The sequence below is a fragment of the Flavobacterium piscisymbiosum genome (assembly GCF_020905295.1).
Classification (GTDB): domain Bacteria; phylum Bacteroidota; class Bacteroidia; order Flavobacteriales; family Flavobacteriaceae; genus Flavobacterium; species Flavobacterium piscisymbiosum.
On record NZ_JAJJMM010000001.1, the window covers coordinates 4,035,573 to 4,054,049 of the forward strand.

13 protein-coding genes are annotated in these 18,477 nt (G+C 35.1%); 3 read left to right on the forward strand and 10 right to left on the reverse strand.

The window, feature by feature from the left end; genetic code table 11:
• Positions 1 to 99 precede the first annotated feature (99 nt).
• The gene (locus LNP81_RS17360; RefSeq protein WP_230038019.1) at positions 100 to 312 is read right to left on the reverse strand and encodes a hypothetical protein; all 213 of its coding nucleotides are present in this window, start codon (positions 310 to 312) and stop codon (positions 100 to 102) included.
• Between the two features lie 402 nt (positions 313 to 714).
• Here LNP81_RS17360 and LNP81_RS17365 point away from each other — a divergent pair, with 402 nt between their 5' ends.
• Positions 715 to 2,427 carry an FAD/NAD(P)-binding protein gene (locus tag LNP81_RS17365; protein ID WP_230038020.1) on the forward strand — a complete coding sequence of 571 codons (1,713 nt, stop codon included), beginning with the start codon at positions 715 to 717 and terminating at the stop codon, positions 2,425 to 2,427.
• Between the two features lie 192 nt (positions 2,428 to 2,619).
• Here LNP81_RS17365 and LNP81_RS17370 read toward each other — a convergent pair whose 3' ends face one another.
• Genes LNP81_RS17370 through LNP81_RS17380 form a run of 3 tightly spaced genes read right to left on the reverse strand, consistent with a single transcriptional unit; the run spans position 2,620 to position 4,885 of the window.
• Positions 2,620 to 3,093 carry a cupin domain-containing protein gene (locus LNP81_RS17370; RefSeq protein WP_230038022.1) on the reverse strand — a complete coding sequence of 158 codons (474 nt, stop codon included), beginning with the start codon at positions 3,091 to 3,093 and terminating at the stop codon, positions 2,620 to 2,622.
• A 34-nt stretch (positions 3,094 to 3,127) separates the two neighbouring features.
• Positions 3,128 to 3,547 (reverse strand): Dabb family protein, encoded by a 420-nt coding sequence (locus LNP81_RS17375; RefSeq protein WP_230038024.1) that lies wholly within the window; start codon positions 3,545 to 3,547, stop codon positions 3,128 to 3,130.
• 12 nt (positions 3,548 to 3,559) lie between these two features.
• Positions 3,560 to 4,885 carry a hypothetical protein gene (locus tag LNP81_RS17380; RefSeq protein WP_230038026.1) on the reverse strand — a complete coding sequence of 442 codons (1,326 nt, stop codon included), beginning with the start codon at positions 4,883 to 4,885 and terminating at the stop codon, positions 3,560 to 3,562.
• 249 nt (positions 4,886 to 5,134) lie between these two features.
• Between LNP81_RS17380 and LNP81_RS17385 the strand changes: the two genes are divergently transcribed.
• Together LNP81_RS17385 and LNP81_RS17390 are read left to right on the forward strand one after the other, a co-directional pair.
• Complete coding sequence (locus tag LNP81_RS17385) at positions 5,135 to 5,839, forward strand: response regulator transcription factor (protein ID WP_230038028.1); 705 nt, start codon at positions 5,135 to 5,137, stop codon at positions 5,837 to 5,839.
• A complete protein-coding gene (locus LNP81_RS17390) occupies positions 5,836 to 7,197 on the forward strand; it encodes a HAMP domain-containing sensor histidine kinase (protein ID WP_230038030.1) in 1,362 nt (453 codons plus the stop codon). Before LNP81_RS17385 ends, LNP81_RS17390 begins: the two co-directional genes overlap by 4 nt.
• A 46-nt stretch (positions 7,198 to 7,243) precedes the next feature.
• Here the strand turns inward: LNP81_RS17390 and LNP81_RS17395 are convergent, their stop codons facing one another.
• The 6 genes from LNP81_RS17395 to LNP81_RS17420 all read right to left on the reverse strand — a co-directional run bounded on the left by LNP81_RS17395 (position 7,244) and on the right by LNP81_RS17420 (position 18,453).
• Positions 7,244 to 8,380, reverse strand: coding sequence for an aldose epimerase family protein (locus LNP81_RS17395; RefSeq protein ID WP_230038032.1), 1,137 nt, complete (start codon positions 8,378 to 8,380; stop codon positions 7,244 to 7,246).
• Positions 8,381 to 8,433: 53 nt separating this feature from the next.
• Positions 8,434 to 9,576: a glycoside hydrolase family 76 protein gene (locus LNP81_RS17400; RefSeq protein ID WP_230038034.1), complete on the reverse strand. Its 1,143-nt coding sequence runs from the start codon at positions 9,574 to 9,576 to the stop codon at positions 8,434 to 8,436.
• Between the two features lie 384 nt (positions 9,577 to 9,960).
• Positions 9,961 to 11,889 carry a glucosamine-6-phosphate deaminase gene (nagB, locus tag LNP81_RS17405; protein ID WP_230038036.1) on the reverse strand — a complete coding sequence of 643 codons (1,929 nt, stop codon included), beginning with the start codon at positions 11,887 to 11,889 and terminating at the stop codon, positions 9,961 to 9,963.
• A gap of 264 nt (positions 11,890 to 12,153) precedes the next feature.
• The gene (locus LNP81_RS17410) at positions 12,154 to 12,948 is read right to left on the reverse strand and encodes a gluconate 5-dehydrogenase (protein ID WP_230038038.1); all 795 of its coding nucleotides are present in this window, start codon (positions 12,946 to 12,948) and stop codon (positions 12,154 to 12,156) included.
• A gap of 90 nt (positions 12,949 to 13,038) precedes the next feature.
• On the reverse strand, positions 13,039 to 14,169 hold the full coding sequence (locus tag LNP81_RS17415) for a BT3233 family polysaccharide utilization protein (protein ID WP_230038040.1): 1,131 nt from the start codon (positions 14,167 to 14,169) through the stop codon (positions 13,039 to 13,041).
• Between the two features lie 246 nt (positions 14,170 to 14,415).
• Positions 14,416 to 18,453, reverse strand: a complete 4,038-nt coding sequence (locus LNP81_RS17420; protein ID WP_230038042.1) for a hybrid sensor histidine kinase/response regulator transcription factor — start codon at positions 18,451 to 18,453, stop codon at positions 14,416 to 14,418.
• Positions 18,454 to 18,477 lie beyond the last annotated feature (24 nt).

Sequence of the window (18,477 nt, forward strand, 5' to 3'; positions counted from 1 at the left end):
TCAGGAAGGATTATCAAATTTTCATCTTAAAATAAACCTGAAAACTTTCTAAATGTTTTTAGGTAAGAAATCAATTGAAAATAGCATTGATTAGGATCTTTATAAGAGAAAATCACCATGCCCCATTTTTTCAAGTGTATTACAAAATTCACTATCAAGATAATTTGATTCTTTACCAAAGCAGGATAATGGTTCGTTTACGAATTCATAGCTCTGTTCCAGATGATTGCGTTCATGTTTTTCCATAAACATTTTTGATTCTGAAGATATTGATAGTTGCTGATGGTAATTATTATAGTGAGTAGTTATCATATTATTAGGTTTTTAGTTACGATGTTCTAATTCAAATTTAATAAGGCAACACCTAAAAATGTTTATATCATTTATAGTCAAGAGTTGTTTAATTATCAGTTTTCTAAATATTCTAAACTACTTTATACGGAAATTAAATGATTCTTTAAATCGTAATTATATTGAAAAGACAACTATATATTATTAATGATTTTAACCCAGTAATCGACTTGTAATTTTGAAATAATTTACAGATTGGATGTAAATTTATTTAGTCGGGCAGAAGTACATTTATTTCTAAATAAAAGCTAAACAAATAACGACTTAGATATTACTAAAAACAATAAAAATGGCAATCTCTAATTGTACTATAAAAGATACCGAAATTATAATGATAACAGAACGAAAATGAAAACGGAAATAATGAAAAAGCGAATTGCAATTTTAGGCGGAGGACCAAGCGGACTGTTTATGTATAAAAGATTGGTTGAATCCGGAAAATCTAATTTTGAAGTGGATATTTATGAACGAAAAAGTACTCTTGGCGCAGGAATGCCTTATAGTCATGAAGGAGCAAATGATGAGCATGTAACCAATGTATCCGATAACGAAACGCCCGGAATAGTTACCTCAATTTCAGAATGGATTTTAACCGTTCCTCAAGATTTACTGGCAAGGTTTAATGTTGATCTGGATAAATTTAATGAATATAAAGTATTGCCCAGATTACTTTTTGGATATTATCTTGCCGACCAGTTTAAGCTATTGCAGCAAAAAGGGGATGAAGTCGGGATTACAACCAGAGTGCATTATCAAACCAATGTTATGGATATTTGTTACAATGAACAGGGGAAAGAAGTATGGGTAGAAACCACTACTGGTAAAGATAAATTTGATTATGTCGTAATTTGTACCGGGCATAACTGGCCAGTGCGACACGAAGGAAAAGTTAAAGGATATTATGATGCTCCATATCCGCCATCAAAACTTTTACTTAAACTCAATCATGCCGTAGCGATAAAAGGATCTTCATTAACTGCCATTGATGCCATACGAACACTTGCAAGAGAAAATGGTTCATTTAACAAAGATGAAGACGGAAATGTAAGTTTTCAAAGTCATGCCGAAAGCCCGGATTTTAAAATGATTATGCATTCCAGAAGCGGAATGCTTCCCGCGGTTCGGTTTCATCTTGAAGATTCGCATCTTAATAATGACTCGCTTCTTACGGAAGATGAAATTGAACTTCACAGAAAAAGCAATGACGGTTTTCTGTCTTTGGATTTTGTTTTTCAAAAAGATTTTAAAGAGATTTTCAGGGAAAAGGATCCTGATTTTTATAATAGAATTAAAGATCTTAGTATTGAAGATTTTGTGGTGGAAATGATGGAACTTCGCGAACGTCTGGAACCATTTCAGCTTTTAAAAGCAGAATATATTCAGGCAGAAAAATCCATAAAAAGACAAGAATCAGTATATTGGAAAGAAATGCTGGCAGTATTGAGTTTTGCTATGAATCATCCGGCAAAATACCTTTCGGCAGAAGATATGCAGCGCCTTCAAAAAGTACTTATGCCTTTAATTTCGATTGTAATAGCATTTGTTCCTCAAAGATCCTGTACAGAATTACTGGCTCTTCATCAGGCAGGCGTTTTGGATATTATTCCTGTTGGCGCAGAAAGTACCGTAGAACCTCAAAACGATGGAGGGATTTTATATCATTTTTCTGATCAGGATAATAATCCTAAGTCGGTTTATTATGAAACGTTTATTGATTGTGTGGGCCAGCCACATTTATCTTATGCTGATTTTCCTTTTAAAAGTTTACTTTCGCAAAAAGCAATTACACCTGCCAAAATAAAATTCAAGTCAAAAGAAATAGGACATCTGGCTTTTTCAGAAGGCAATAATTCCATAGAAAAAGACAGTACCGGAAGCTACTTTTTAAGCGTTTCCGGAATTGCCATTAATGATAATTTTCAAATTATTGATCAGTACGGGGCATATAACGAAAACCTATACATTATGGCTGTTCCTTACATTGGCGGTTATAATCCTGATTATTCCGGATTAGATTTTTGCGAAGCAGCCTCATTGCGTATTTTACATAGCATACAGGAAATTGGAATCAGCTAGTTAAGTTCACTTTATTTTAATAGCTGAATTTGTTTAAAAAATAAAAGATTCCACGATTTAGATCGTAATCTAAATCGTGGAATCTCATTAATTATCAGGAATATTAATATCCCAAAAAGTGATTTAAAATGTATTGAAAACTTCCTTAAGTACCTTTAAAAAGAAATCCCAATCATCAAAATCATTATCAATCTATTTAGAATCAGGTTTAAAAAGGTCATCAGAGTTTTCAGTAATCGGAATATACAAGCGTTCCCAAACATCGCTATCGACCATATCCCAGCTGTGGCCTTTTCCTTTAAGATCTTCGGCCAACAATACAACACCGGGTTCAATTATAAAAGTACTTCCATCAGATACCTTAAATTTTATTTTACCTTTTACCGTTATTACATATTGTTTTCTTGGAGCTGTGTGCGCATTTTTTTCCCATTCTTCTGTTTTATTGCTGTACCAGAACGAAGCGGTATTCATATGTTTTAATGAAGGTATCGAACCTTTTTCGAAAGAAGAACTTCCATCAGCTTTATTGATAAGGCGATATGCAGGAATATCTGCAGCTTCTTCAAGAGCTTTTACAGAAACCTTTTTGTGATCTTGTGCGTAATTATTAGTTGCTGACATAAAAGCGGCAATTAGGATAAATCCTTTTAATAGATTTTTCATTTTAATAGTAATTTTAAAGATAATAATTATTTTTTTATTGATTGTAAACTGAATCGTGAACCATCATTTTATTAAAAAATGGTTTGTATTTTGCGACCAAAGCAAGATGTCCGTCCAGTTTTCCGTAAGTTTCTAAATCTTCGAGAGAATCAAATTCCATAGACGCATTGTAAGTAAAAGAATTGTCCATAACCGGTCTTGGAGAAGAGTTTGCCGGTCCGCCATATCGCACATTTTTGACGTAAGGGAGTTTTTTAAGCCCTTCAAAAAAGTTTTCAAAATCTTTTACCTGAGCCGCTGTAAGTTCTGGCTTAAGCCAGAAAAGCAAGTAATGAAAATAAACGGTTTTAGTTTTAGATGCTACTGTATTGAGAGGATTTGCCAATACATTTTCTCCGGCAAGGGCAAGTGCTCCCACACTGGCTGATGTGATAATAAAATTTCTTCGTTTCATAATATTAGATTTTTAATTAAAGTCGATTCTGTATTTTAAAACAAACTGCCATTTTCGGTCTGATACGTCGGCCTGACCATTATTTAAAGCGTAAATCGGACGATTTTGAGCATCAACAGTCAGTCTTGACGACATACCATTCATCAATAACGATACGCCAGCGTCATAAGTCAGAGCCTTATCGTGGAGACCATCAAGGTCAGAAAGCATTACACTTGCGGCGGGCTGCAACTGCAGATTATTTTTGTCTTTGTTAAAGTAGGGTAGTGTGCCACCAATTTGAAGATAATAGGTATTACCGGTTCCTATTACCGGCGAGTTATTACCAGCTCCGTTAAGGCTGCTCTGTGTTGTATTTACGCCGCTTGCAGGATTACTCACACCAGAATAACGTACATAGTTAGGACCATAATTGTTGTTCATCGCCATGGCATAAGCACTAAAAGAGGTTCCGCGTTCTTTGTTAATTGGCGTATCGTAGAAAAGGTCAACGGCAAAACTTTTTTCATCATCATTAATGGTAGTTTTTGTTTCGTCTAAATGCCATAATGCATTGTGCATGTATTCAAACCCTGCGCCCAGGGCAAGTACTTTCTTTTTACCGCTATAGGTTCCGGAATGGAAAGGTGAGGAGTTATTTTCTGTTTCAAAAAACTCATATTTAAAATAACCGGAGTAATCTTTATTAGGATGCGTTTTACTAAAAGTAGCTACATTATACTGCGGATCCGCGCTTACATTGGTATAAGGATCTGCAATAACCAGGCGGTAATCCAGTTTTCCTATTTGTCCTTTTGCATAAACACTTAACTCTCTTACGGTTTCATCAGATATACCTGCATTTCCGGTGGCATAAGAAGGTAAGTCGTATAATAAAGTATTTAAAGGTCCGGTTGTAAATCTCGATAATCCTCTCCAGGTAGATCGTCCGGCACCGGCAGCTATTATGTCATTGAATTTATATTCAGCATAAGCGTCTAAAAGCTCAAAACCCGGTGTTGTTTTAGAAGCTACATTTACATTTGTTAAACCTCCCTGCAAAATAAAAGTGAATTTCTCTGTAGGCTGATAGGCCATTTTTACCCTTACTCTTCGCAATGATAAGTCCGAAATACTATTTACTTGTTCGCCGTTTACAAGACTTCCGGGGTTAAGCTCTGCATAACGTGCCCATAATTCAGCATAACCGCTAAAAGATATCGAGCGTGTTTTTTCGTCGTTTAAATAATGTGTAAGTGTAGGGTTTCCAAAATCGTTCTTTTTTTGGGCACTTACCGTGTTGATTAACCCTGTTAGCAGAGAAAAACATATCCCAATTTTTAAATAACCTGTTTTCATGTTTAGTTAAAATTTACATTTTGTTTAGCAGTGATCACTACTTGTTTTTGACATGACAAAGGTAGATTCAGCGTAGCCTTTGGGTTATTAGAAAAGTATTAGAAAGGCTTTAGAATGTTATTAGAAAACCTATTGTTTTGGTTTTAAATGATTGATATTCAGTGCTTGTTTAGGGTTTGTGTAAACAAAGTGCAAATACCAGCCTTTTAGAAAAAGAAAATATTGTCGTAAATTTGATTCGGATTTAAAATGAAACAGATACAAATGAAGATCTTAATAGTGGAGGACAACAGTCGGGTTTCAGCATTGCTAAAACGAGGGCTTGAAAGTCAGGGGTATCAGGTATATATTGCAGAAGAAGCAGAAGAAGGACTTATACTTTTAGAAAAAATTGATTTTGAACTGATTATCACAGATATTATGCTGGCCGGAATGGATGGTATTGCTTTTTGTAAAAAGATTCGGCATTCAGGAAAAAAAATCCCCATCATTATGCTGACCGCATTAGGAACTATCGACGAAAAAATTGAAGGTTTTGATGCCGGAGCCGATGATTATTTGGTTAAACCATTTGAAATACGGGAGTTGTATGCAAGGGTAAAAGCTTTGCTTCAGCGTAAAAAAGATACGGTAAGTAATGTAGAAGAAAGCGCTCAAATTATCTACAATAGTCTTGTAATGGACAAACGCACCAAAGTCATTTACAGGGAAGGAGTAACGATAAACCTTACTCCAAAGGAGTTTAATTTGCTGCACTTTATGATGCAAAATCCCGAAAGACTTCTTACACGGGATGAAATAGCCGATAATGTCTGGGGCAATAATTTTGATACCGGAACCAATTATATCGACGTATATATTGCCTATCTAAGGAAAAAAATCGACAAAGGTTTTGAGCAAAAACTAATTCATACTAAAGTAGGTATGGGATTTATTTTAAGTAATAAAATATGAAATTAGTAACCCGTACCGCTCTGGCGTATGCTATTTTAACTGCTTTTATTCTTTTTGTTTTTGCGTACAGCGTTTATTTTGTATCGGAAAAAAACAGAAAAGATGAATTTTTTGACCGTCTTGATTATAAAATAACCTGGCGTGCCGAGTTTATATTTGATGCTCAAATCAATAAAGAACTGATAAAATTTCTGCATACAAAAAACAAGAAAGTACTTAACGAGGCAGATATAAGTGTTTACGACAGTAATTTTAATCTTTATTTTTCTGATAATATGCCGCCGCTGGGCAGTAAAAAAATATTGCAGTCTATAAAAAAGAACCGATACCTGAACTGGTCTGATGATCACTACCAATACCGTGGTATTTTATACACAGATAATAACAAGGAGTTTTACATCGTTGGAAGAGCAAAAGATGTAACCGGTCTCAATCATCTTAATGCTTTTAAGGAAAATTTACTTTACGTTTATTTTACTTCTATCGTTTTGATTTTTATAATTGGTTTTGGATTTTCTTACTACACATTAAAACCATTAAAAGATATTATTTTTCAAATTAGAGATATAACAGAGCATAATCTTAACAAACGAATTATAGTACCAAAAGCTAAAGATGAACTTTATGAACTCACCCAAACCTTTAATGCTACTTTTAATAGGTTAGAAAAATCTTTTAATAACCATCGAAATTTCGTGACGACCATATCGCATGAATTCCGCACGCCACTTTCTATTTTAATTGCAGAAATTGAACTCGGAAAAGAACTCAACCGCACTATTGATGATTATAAAGTATCATTAGACAATGCTTTAAAAGAAGCAAATCATGTTTCTCAGCTTTCTACAGCGCTTCTTGATTTTGCCCGTGCAAATTATGACCGATCACAAATAAAGATGTCAGATATTCGAATAGATGAGGTTTTGGTCGACGCCAAATTGAATTTATTAAATAAAAAAGAGGTAAAATACAGAATAGGTATCAGTTATACGAACCTGGATGATAATGATGCGAATTTCTATAATTATTTTGGGAATCCGTATTTACTGCAAATTGCTTTTTCTAATATTATGGAAAATGCCTGTAAATATTCACCAGATCATGCCTGTCATGTAGATATAAATGCCTCTTCAGATCGAATTATCCTTACTTTTTCTGACAACGGAATTGGTATTCCCGAAGGAGATTTAGAACAAATTTATAACTTATTCTACCGCGGAAAAAATAAAAACTACGAAATAGGGTATGGTGTTGGATTATCAGTCGTAAAACAGATCGTAAGTTTACACAATGCCACCATTAATGTTACTTCGACTGTGGGAAAAGGAACGACATTTACAATTACACTTTCCGTCTAAAAGGTTTATAAAAGCTCCTTTACGTTATTTTTTGGATCTGATTTTATTACTTACGAACAAGAAATCTGTAAATAGTTTGAGATGTAAAGGTTTCCTGAGGTCGCAAAACAGTATTAGGAAAAGCGGGCGTATTGATGGAATTTGGGTAATGTTGTGTTTCAAGACAAAATGCGCCATTTTTGGTATAAGGAACTCCGTTGCGTCCTTTTACTTTTTCGCTTAACCAGTTTCCTGAATAAAATACAACTCCCGGTTCAGTTGTATAAACTTCTAATTCCCTGCCGCTTATTGGTTCGAAAACTTTTGCAGCCAAAGCCAGTTTGCCCGTTTGATTTCGCAAAGCAAAAGTCACATCGTAACCGTTCGTATATTGCTGTACTTTTTCTATGTCTTTGGCAATAGTTTTAGGTGAAGTAAAATCAAACGGAGTTTCTTTTACATTCAGAATCTTGCCGGTTGGCATGCTGCCATCTCCATATTCTAAAAATTGATCAGCAAGAACAGTTAACTCTGTATTTAATGCTTTACTATCTCTTCCGCCCGAAAGATTAAAATAAGTGTGGTTGGTCAGTACAAGCGGAGTTGCTTTGTCTGTAGTTGCTTTATAATCAATAACTAAATCATTATTATTCTTTAATGTAAAAGTTACCGTAACCAATAAATTCCCGGGAAAACCTTCTTCGTCATCTTTACTTAAATAAGACATTTCAACAGCAAGTTCATTCTTTTTTGTTACTTCTTTAGCTTTCCAAATGCGTTTATCAAAACCATTTACACCTCCGTGAATATCAGAAGACAGCGTATATTCATGTCCGTCAAGTGAGAATTTCTTGTTTGCAATTCGATTCGCAACACGACCAACCGTAGAACCCATCAATGAGTTTTCTTTACCCGCATAATGAGAAAGTGAATCAAGACCCAGTACCACACTGCTCATTTCACCATACTTATCCGGTGTTACGATATTTGTAATTGCTGCACCATAAGTAAGCAACTGAACCTGCATTCCTGTTTTATTTTGCAAAGTATACTCGAAAACATCCTGTCCCTGAACCTGTCCAGCTTTCTTTTTACTAATAACAGATTTCTTAGCTAAAGCAGCGTTTTGAGAAAATACATTTTCAGTTGCCAACAATGCCAGGGATAAAAAGGAGAAGCAAGCAGCTAACTTTAATTTGTTCATGATGTTTTGTGGTATTTTGTTATTGTATCACTAAAGGCTTAGATCTACGTAAATTATTTTTTATTCGACAAATTATAATGATCTTCAAGATAAGCGAATCGAGCCAATATCTCAAGCATTCCGCCATGTTCTACTAAATTATATACACCTTCATTTGTGGCAAACAATCCTTTTTCGTTTTTGTTTTCTTTCAAAGTATTATCCAGACACTTTTTAAATCCTGAAATGTATTTTAAATCTTTATTGTATTTTAAAAGATGCTGATATCCGCGCAATAAAACAGCATTAAACCAATATCCATCTCTAAATTTGTCTCCTCCGTAAAAATAAAGCAACGAACTGTCTGCTATTTCTATCGCTTTTTTAAGATACTTTTTGTCACCTGTTAGTTCATATAAATACACATTAGACTGCAGCATTGTTCCTGTATTATAGGAATAGATAGTTTTCCCGATACTTCCGTCGTTTACTTTAATATTATCATAAAATAAACCTGTAGGAGTCTGTAGTTTTTCATTTGTCCAGTTGTATATTTTCAATGCATTATCAAGGTATACTTTTTCCTTTGTTGCTTTGTACATTTTAAGCGCAACAATAATTCCTGGTCCGTTCGAACAGGTGTTTTTCGTTTCGAAATCATTTTCACGCCAGTACAATCCGCCGCCTAATTTTGAGTCAGCTGCTGTCATCATAAAATCATACATCGATTTTCCTAAATCGAAATAACTTTTCTTTCCGGTTCTTTCATAAATATCCAGAGCAGTTATTCCAATCCATTGATTGTCATCGTAATATCTTTGTCCTTTACTCAACTTCACAATATATTCGCCATATCCCGGTTTTGGAGGTGCAGGATCGTAGTAAGGCTGCATACTTTGTACAATGTTATCAACTAATTGCGCTTTTTTATCTACTTTTTCAATTTCATTTGTAGCTTCAAACATGGCACAAAGCGCCCATAACCAGCTATATTCTCTTTTATGCCCAAATTTTGTTTCTCTTTTTGCAGGATCTAAATCAACAAAGTAATATCCGGAAACGCTATCGTGAAAGTTTTTTTCAATCGCAGAGTGGAGGTTTTCCATCTCATCTTTGTAAAAATTGCTTTTCGAATTCGTATTCCATTTTATTACTGAAAAACTTGAAAACAGTACAAGTACCGCAATAAGTAATAAACCCTTTTTTTGATTATTCATAATCTGTAACTATTTGTGGTTATTTATTTGAAGTTTTATTATTTGAGCTGAATATAGTTTCTTCTGATATTTAAAACTGATTTAGCAAATCTACTAAAACGTTTTAGTATTTAAAACTAAAAATACGTATTACCACTATTTTTGCCAATAATATTCGAAAATCGTTTCTTTAGTGTTTATTTTTTAACGAATCAATTGATTATGAAAGGAACTTTAAACATTTGTGATAGATCGAAGACTTAATTATTGAAAATTAACCTCAAATAATTTAATTTAAGAACATTTGCACCAAAACAAAAAAACGGGACAAAGAGAGTTTATCCCTTTGTCCCGTAAGGCCAACATTTTGTATACCATTCAAAAAAGTTGCCTTTTTTTAAGTCATTAAAACTCCCATCTCACAAAAGCTTCCATAGCAGCATAATGTGCCAGACCAAGCTGGTTGTACAATTGAGCGGTTTCGCTGTTTCGGTCTTCGGCTCTCTGCCAAAATTCTCTTGCATCAGTTCCCTGAAAAACAACACCGTCTTTTTGAGATTGATGTTTAAAGATTCCGTGGCGTTTTGCCAAAACCTGATCCGGACTCATTGGCACAGCCATTTCCACTTCGTCAATTCCCCATTCCTGCCACGCACCACGATACAGCCAGACCCAGCAGTCGTTCATAAATAGTTTTGGTTTTAAAGCTTTTACAGCCTCAAAAATGGCATCCAGACATACTTTGTGCGTTCCATGCGGATCTGCTAAATCTCCGGCTGCATAAATTTGATGGGGTTTTATTTTTTCGATCAAATCCATCGTAAGCTGAATATCATCTTTACCCAGCGGTTTTTTCTTTATAGTTCCGGTTTCATAAAAAGGGAGTTCCATAAAATGAATCTGCTCATCTGGCAAACCTACAAAATGACTTGTAGAGCGAGCTTCTCCCTTTCTAATCAATCCTTTTAAGTATCGCACTTCCGGAATATCAATTTCACTGGCTTTTTTGTTTTTTAGAAACGTTTGAGCCTTTTTGTAAATGCTATCAGCTTCTTCGCTTTTTATTCCGAATTTTTCGTTGTAATCAATCACAAAACTGGCAAAACGAAGCGCTTCATCATCCGCTACAGCGATATTTCCAGAAGTTTGGTACGCTACATGCACTTCGTGTCCTTGTTCCTGCAAGCGCATAAAAGTTCCTCCCATACTAATAATATCATCATCTGGATGCGGACTAAAAATTAAAACACGTTTTTTAGCCGGTTCTGCTCTTTCAGGTCGGTTGGTATCGTCGGCATTTGGTTTTCCGCCCGGCCAGCCTGTAATTGTGTTTTGCAGTTTATTGAATATTTTAATGTTGATGTCGTACGCCGGACCAGAATCTGCCAATAAATCGCTCATTCCGTTTTCGATATAATCAGCATCAGTAAGCATTAAAATTGGCTTTTTTAAATCTAATGCCAGCCCTAAAACCGCTTTACGGATTAATTTATCTGTCCAGACAATTTTTTCTACTAGCCAAGGTCTGTTGATTCGGGTTAGTTTAGACGAAGCTTCTTTATCCAGAACAAAAACAGCATTATTGTGCTCTTGTAAAAATGAAGCAGGAATCTGATTGGTAACTTCTCCTTCAACCGATTTTTTAATGATATTTGATTTTCCTTCTCCCCAAGCCATTAAAATAACCTGTTTGGCTTCCATAATCTTTTTAACTCCAAGTGTAATTGCTGTTCTTGGCGTGTTGCTCAATCCCGAAAAATCGCCACTTGCTGCTACTCTCGTAATGTGATCCAGCGCCACTAATCTTGTTTTAGAGTTTTGAAGCGAACCTGATTCATTAAATCCGATATGTCCGTTTCCTCCAATTCCCAAAATCTGTAAATCGATACCTCCAAGAGCTTCGATTTTTGCTTCATAATTATGGCAATAATCGGCGATTTCTTCTTTCGATAAAGTTCCGTCGGGAATATGATAGTTTTCAGGTAAAATATCAACCTGATCTAACAATAATTCCTTCATAAATCGAACATAACTGTTGATAGAATCCGGTTCCATCGGGTAATATTCGTCTAGGTTGAAAGTGATTACGTTTTTAAAACTCAAGCCTTCTTCTTTATGCAGACGAACCAGTTCTGCATACAATCCTTTTGGAGAAGAACCTGTTGCCAAACCTAAAATACAAGGTTTGTTTTCTTTTTGTTTGGATTGGATCAGTGATGCAATTTCTTTTGCAACGGCTTTTGAGGCTTCAGAAGAATTTTCAAAAACAACCGTATTGATGTTTTCGAATCGTTTTTCGAATCCTGTTGCTTTATCTATGATACTTTTTATCATTTTAATGTATTTTGAATTTGTTTATTTTAACATATAGAGATCTATGTTTCTATGTGTTTAAATTTCTCTCGCAGATTTGGCAGATTTAGTAGATTTTTCTTTTTTTAATTTTAATAATTTAAATTCAGGCAGATGTATTTACTACGCTTCTTAAAAAATCTGCCAAATCTGCGAGAAAAATAAATTTAGGATTTGGAAATCAATATAAATCTATTCTTTTTCCAGAGCGATGATATTGCGTCTATGTTTCTACGTGTTTAAATATTAGGACTCGTTAGATGGTTTTCCTATGGTAGCCAAAATACCGCCGTCAACATACACAATATGTCCGTTTACAAAATCACTTGCTTTTGAACTCAAAAATATGGCAGCACCTTGTAAATCATCCGGATCTCCCCAGCGTCCTGCAGGGGTTCTACCCATAATAAATTCATTAAATGGATGTCCGTTTACACGAATAGGAGCAGTCTGGCTTGTAGCAAAATATCCAGGGCCGATTCCGTTAGTCTGAATATTAAATTTAGCCCATTCTGTAGCCATGTTTTTAGTCAGCATTTTTAGTCCGCCTTTTGCTGCAGCATAAGCGCTTACAGAATCTCTTCCCAATTCGCTCATCATGGAGCACATGTTTATGATTTTTCCGCCTCCGCGTTCAATCATTCCTTTGGCAATAGTTTTAGAAACAATAAAAGGGCCTGTTAAGTCTACTTTTATAACAGCTTCAAAATCGGCAACTTCCATTTCTATAATCGGTGTTCTTTTGATGATTCCGGCATTATTGATTAAAATATCGATGGGACCAACTTCGGCTTCAATCTTGTTGATTGCGGCAATTACAGCAGTTTCATCGGTTACATCAAATAAATAGCCATAGGCTTCGATTCCTTCAGATTTATATTCTGCAATGGCTTTATCTACTGCTTCCTGCGATGAGTGATCGTTTACTACAATTTTTGCACCTGCATTTCCAAGTCCTTTGGCCATTGCCATTCCCAGACCATGGACTCCTCCTGTAATAAGCGCTGTTTTTCCCGTTAAATCAAATAAGTTAATTGACATTTTTTTTAAGTTTTTGGTTATTAGTAATTTTTATCCTGACAGGTTTTTAAAACCTGTCAGGTATGTTTTTATTTCTATGGTTGTGGTTTTTTATTTAACACTTATAATCAAAGGATTTTTGAGTTCCTCATTAAAATGATTCAGGTAATCCATCCATTGTTTTGCTGTAGTGATTTTTCCGGCCTTATCCCAGCATGCGCCAGAATAGTAAATGATTGGCTCCTTGTTTGTGACTGTAGTTTTAGCCAAAAGCTGTTCTTTACTCACCCACATTGTTTTTGCCGGAGTGGTTAAAATCGTACCCAGACCAGTAGTTCCTTCTTTATCAAAAGCAGGTTCCCAATAGCCCATAATTCCTTGTTGTTCGTTTAAGGAAATAATGCCCTGCTTTTCGCGTCTTATTATTCCAACTACAACAGGCATAGGTTCGTTTTGGTCGAAAGTATAGCTGTTTTCAATTTTATTAAGTTGTGAACCGGCATCCAGTGAAATGGTTTTTACAGCCTTAACCTTTATTCCTCCTGCATTCCAGGTATCATAAACTAATTGAAAAGTAGAGCGCAAAGGACCATTGTCCAAGATTTTCCATTGATGGTAATTGGCAGAATAGCGTATAGTATCTTTTATGTACGGAGCCATATTTCCGGCGCCTAAGGTATAACCTACATGATAATAATCTAAACCATCGCCATGATCGATATGATATTCATTGCGTTTATAACGATCGTTCAGGACTAATTTATTGGTGCGTTTTACCCAGACATCATAGCCATAAGCGTCACCTTCGGTTTTTTCTAAGGCTTTTCCGTAAGCACGAAAAGCAATTTTATCATTTTCCCATGCAAAATCGTCCAAACGTTCCGGTACATAACGCGCATAAGTTTTAGAAGCAAAGGCTTCAGGTTTACCTTTTTGAATTAGAAGTCTCAGCGATGATTTTGCCTTAATATCAATTTGCACTAATAGATTTTGTATGGAACGATTTCCATGATGTTCTAATTGATACGGAACTTGTTTTTTTGTATTGGCGTTAATTACCACAAAATTTGCTGTGTCAATTTGCGGAAAGGAGGAAAGCACTGCTGCCCATTTTATGGCTGTTACCGATTCTTTTCGGTCTAAAGCCGAATTATTATGAATGCTGATTGATTTTTTTACCTGAGCCATAGCCATTAAAGGCAAAACAAAAGCCAGTAAAAAGTGGAGTTTAATTAATTTCATAGGTTGCAATAATTGTAATTTTTAAATATAATTTTTCCTAAAGCCTGCTGAAAAAAGACATAGTTTGAGCTTCCCCAATTCCAAATGTGTTTACTATTTGTATGAGGTGAGATTTTTCAGAATTTGAAAATTCAAATAATTTTAGCCTTTTAAGACTTGGTTTTAAATGGTTTTAAATGGTTTTAAGGGAAAGGATGAAGTTGATTTTTCATTGTATTAGCAGCTGTTGTGTTGTTTAAAATTTAGTTATTCTTTTGGATCTTCTATTTTGGCTAAATACTCGCTTGGCATACAACCGTAATGTTGTTTGAATGCTGTCGAAAAATACGACGGCGAATTAAAACCGCACATATACGTAATCTGTGCAATGGTGTAGCGTTTACTCTGCATCAATTCTACCGCTTTTTTAAATCGGATTCTTTTTATAAAATCCATTGCAGATTCGCCTGTTATAGCCTTTAACTTCAAGTAAAGGTTTGATCTGCTCATTCCGATTTCCTTGCTGAATTGATCTACCGAAAACTCAGAATCGGCCAGGTGATCTTCGACAATTTGAATGGCTTGTTTCAGGAATTCTTCATCGAGTGTATTAAAAGCAATATTCTCAGGAACCATTTCTTTTCCAACAGAATAATATTCTTTTAATCGTTTACGGGAACGGAGCAGATTTGTAATTTTCGCAGCCAGTAACGGAGTCGAAAATGGTTTTGTAATATAATCATCGGCACCCATTTCTAAGCCTTTTATCTGTTGGCTGGTTTCATTTCTGGCTGTTAAAAGCATTAACGGAATATGTGATGTATTGATGTTTTGTTTTACTTTTTTACAAAAGTGTAAACCATCGAGTTCCGGCATCATAACATCGCTGATGATTAAATCAAATGGCTGTATTTCTAAAAGATCTAATGCCATTTGCCCGTTATAAGCCGTTGTAACATTGTATATTTTACTAAAATAGTCCTGCAGATAATCTAAAATCTCCTTATTATCGTCTACAATAAGCAGTTTTATAGGCTGATTGCTGTCGGTTATTTCATTTTCTTCTTCTAATAAAGCATCTTCATCCAATTCATTATCAGATATAATAGAAAGTTCATATAACGAACTTTCTACTTGCTGATCGTTTTTATAAACCTGATCTGAGATTGGAATGGTTACGGTAAATGTGCTTCCTTTTTCGGGCGCACTTTCGGCTGTAATTTCGCCATGATGCAGTTCTACCAAGCGCTTTGTAAAAGCCAAACCAACACCGGAACCCAAATTCATCTCGCGATTGTTTACCTGATAAAAACGATCAAAAACTTTGGACAGATCCTCTTCGCTAATTCCGACCCCCGTGTCAGCGACCTTTATTTGTACAGAATCATTTTTCTTAATTAATTCAACGTTAATGCTTTGGCCTGTTTTGGTGTATTTAAAAGCATTAGACAACAAATTAAATAAGATTTTTTCCATTGCGTCTTTGTCAAAATAGAATGCAAGTTCTGGTTCTTCAGAATGATACGTATAATGAATGCCGTTTTTCTCTGAAAGCGGTTTAAACGATTCGAAAATTTCTTTTGTAAAACCTACCACATCGCCTTTGCCTACTTTAAGCTGACGTGTTCCCATTTCGGTTTTTCTAAACTCAAATAACTGGTCAACCAAGTTATAAAGTCTTTTAGCGTTAATGAACATTAATTCATGTTTCTTTTTGGAGATTTTATCTGCAAATGGAATTTTTAATAATTCTTCTAATGGGGCTAAAATCAAGGTTAAAGGCGTTCTTAATTCATGTGATACATTAGTAAAGAAATCCATTTTTACCTGGTTAATATAGCTTACTCTTTCTTTATCAATACGTTCGAGTTTTAACTGCTGAACGGCCTTTATTCTTTCTTTTATGATTTTAAAACCAATGTATCCCGCCGTTCCAATAATCGTTAAAAGCAGTAAAGAAAACCAGATAGTTTTGTACCATGGCGGCAATATGATGATTTTTAAACTTCTAACAGCACTCATTTCACCATTTGGACCAATTGCCTTGATTTGAAAATTGTATTTTCCGTCAGGCAGATTGCTGTAGCTCACCTTCAATTCATCAGTTCGTTGCCAGTCTTTATCAAGGCCTTCCAGTTTATAATAATAGTAGGTTCGGTTGGATGAAATGTAATTAAACGTATTAAAAAATATACTGAATTGTTTGTATTCCGGACCAATTTCAAGTTCGTTTACCTGATCGATATGTTCCTCCAGAATATCGGTTTCATCTCCAACTGCTACCGTTTTATTTAAAACTTCTAAAGCTGTAAAATTGAGTTTTAAAGGCAGTGGCTGTTGTTTGATCATTGACGGGTAGAAGTACGAGATTCCTTTAATACCGCCAAAAAGAAGCATGCCGTCTTTGGCTTTATAAAAAGAATAATCGTTAAATTGTTTGTTTTGTAAACCGTCGCTTTCATCAAAAGTCTGAACAGAACCTTTGTCAGGATTAAACTTAATTAGTCCGCTGTTGGTAGAAACCCACAGATTTCCATCATCCGGAATTATTCCGTAAATCGTTTCTTTAACAAAATCATTCCCGGCTTTAAAACTAACGAATGATTCCTGAGTTTCGTCATACAAACGCAAACCTTCTCTGGTGCCAAGCCAGATTCTGTGCTTTTGATCTTCTGTAATGCAGTTTATAATATCATCACTTAATTTTCCGTGTCCGATGTTTCCAAATAAAAGAACATCCGGATAAAACAGCGTTACGCCGTTTGTAGTTCCAATCCAGATTCTATGTCTGCTGTCTTCAAACAAAAACGTTATATCATCAGAGGTAAGGCGTTTTCCGGCTTTATCTAAGTGAATGTGCGTAAAAGTTTTGGTTTCGGGATGAAACTGATCTAATCCTGATCTGGTTCCTACCCAAATGCGGCCTTTGGAATCTTTTAATAAACTGTAAACTAAATCTCCGGCAATTGTATTGGGATTATTGTTGTCATGACGAAAACGCTGGACAGAACCACTATTTGGATTAAGCAGATTCAATCCGCCGTTATGAGTTCCTATCAATACATTGCCGTTGTCATCAAATTCAATAGCTTTAATATTATTCGAACTTAAACTGTTTGGATTGTTTTCGCTGTTTGAATAATAGGTAATCGTATTGGCATTTTTGTTCCAGTAATTAAGCCCTTTATCATTGCTTCCAATCCAGAAATTACCTTTTGTATCTTGTTTGATCACCCCAATTACTTCATCGTTTAAAGAAGGTTTTCCGGAGTTTTGACTCAACAAATTAAACTTGATATCGTTTTTATGATAATAGTTCAAACCGCCGTAATAAGTTCCTAACCAAATTCCGTTTTGTTTGTCTTTAAAAAAACAGCGAACCGAGTTTTGACTAATCGTATATGGCTGTGAAATTTGATGGTAATAATTAGTAAAAGAATTGTTCTTCGGATTGAAAATAGTCAATCCTTTAAAGGTTCCCATCCAGATATTTCCTTCGGTATCTTTACCAATGCATCTAATATTATTATCGGCAATACTATTGGTTCCAGTAGTGTGCAGCAGGGCAGAAGTCTGTCCGTTCTCAGCATTATACTGAATCACGCCTTCGCCTTCGGTAGCAGCCCATAGTTTTTTTCCATCAATATAAACGTCGTTGATATAAGGTTTTTTAGCTCCCAAATCAATTTTAGTTAATTGATGTGTATTGTGTTTCAGTTTAAAAAGACCAACATCGGTTCCTAAAATAATTTGCTGCTGCCAAAGTCCGATGTATGCAATTTTCTTGATTTCATGCGAAGATGCATTGAACTTTACAGCCGTAAAATTTTCAGCTTTGGGATTTAGCACAAAAACATCTCCGGCGATAGAAGCGGCCCATATTCTGTGCTCTTTGTCTTCGGTTATAGACGAGATGTACCATTCGCCAATATTTCTTGGCAACTGATAATTTGTAAAACTGTCTGTGTTATAATTATAAACGCTAATACCCTGATTTCCGCCAACCCATAATTGCCCTTTATGATCTGTAAATAAGCTGCGTATATAATACGATTGCAAGCTATTCTTTACGTTGTTTATTGGTCGGTATACTTTAAAACCCTTGCTGTCATAACGATTTAGTCCGTCCTGGGTTCCTATCCAGATAAAGCCCAAAGTATCCTGCTGAATAGCAAAAACAGAACTCTGCGACAAGCCTTTGTCAACCGATATATTTCTAAAATATCGATCCTGAACTTGTGCGTAGCTTTTGGCTGCGAAAAGAAGAATGCACAAAAGGGCAACGACAGCAATCTTTTTTTTCATGAAATTAGTATTATAATTATTTTT

Coding starts and splice junctions, on each gene's coding strand:
- LNP81_RS17360 (WP_230038019.1), bottom strand. CDS start 312: ATGATAACTACTCACTATAATAATTACCATCAGCAACTATCAATATCT.
- LNP81_RS17365 (WP_230038020.1), top strand. CDS start 715: ATGAAAAAGCGAATTGCAATTTTAGGCGGAGGACCAAGCGGACTGTTT.
- LNP81_RS17370 (WP_230038022.1), bottom strand. CDS start 3,093: ATGAAAAATCTATTAAAAGGATTTATCCTAATTGCCGCTTTTATGTCA.
- LNP81_RS17375 (WP_230038024.1), bottom strand. CDS start 3,547: ATGAAACGAAGAAATTTTATTATCACATCAGCCAGTGTGGGAGCACTT.
- LNP81_RS17380 (WP_230038026.1), bottom strand. CDS start 4,885: ATGAAAACAGGTTATTTAAAAATTGGGATATGTTTTTCTCTGCTAACA.
- LNP81_RS17385 (WP_230038028.1), top strand. CDS start 5,135: ATGAAACAGATACAAATGAAGATCTTAATAGTGGAGGACAACAGTCGG.
- LNP81_RS17390 (WP_230038030.1), top strand. CDS start 5,836: ATGAAATTAGTAACCCGTACCGCTCTGGCGTATGCTATTTTAACTGCT.
- LNP81_RS17395 (WP_230038032.1), bottom strand. CDS start 8,380: ATGAACAAATTAAAGTTAGCTGCTTGCTTCTCCTTTTTATCCCTGGCA.
- LNP81_RS17400 (WP_230038034.1), bottom strand. CDS start 9,576: ATGAATAATCAAAAAAAGGGTTTATTACTTATTGCGGTACTTGTACTG.
- nagB (WP_230038036.1), bottom strand. CDS start 11,889: ATGATAAAAAGTATCATAGATAAAGCAACAGGATTCGAAAAACGATTC.
- LNP81_RS17410 (WP_230038038.1), bottom strand. CDS start 12,948: ATGTCAATTAACTTATTTGATTTAACGGGAAAAACAGCGCTTATTACA.
- LNP81_RS17415 (WP_230038040.1), bottom strand. CDS start 14,169: ATGAAATTAATTAAACTCCACTTTTTACTGGCTTTTGTTTTGCCTTTA.
- LNP81_RS17420 (WP_230038042.1), bottom strand. CDS start 18,453: ATGAAAAAAAAGATTGCTGTCGTTGCCCTTTTGTGCATTCTTCTTTTC.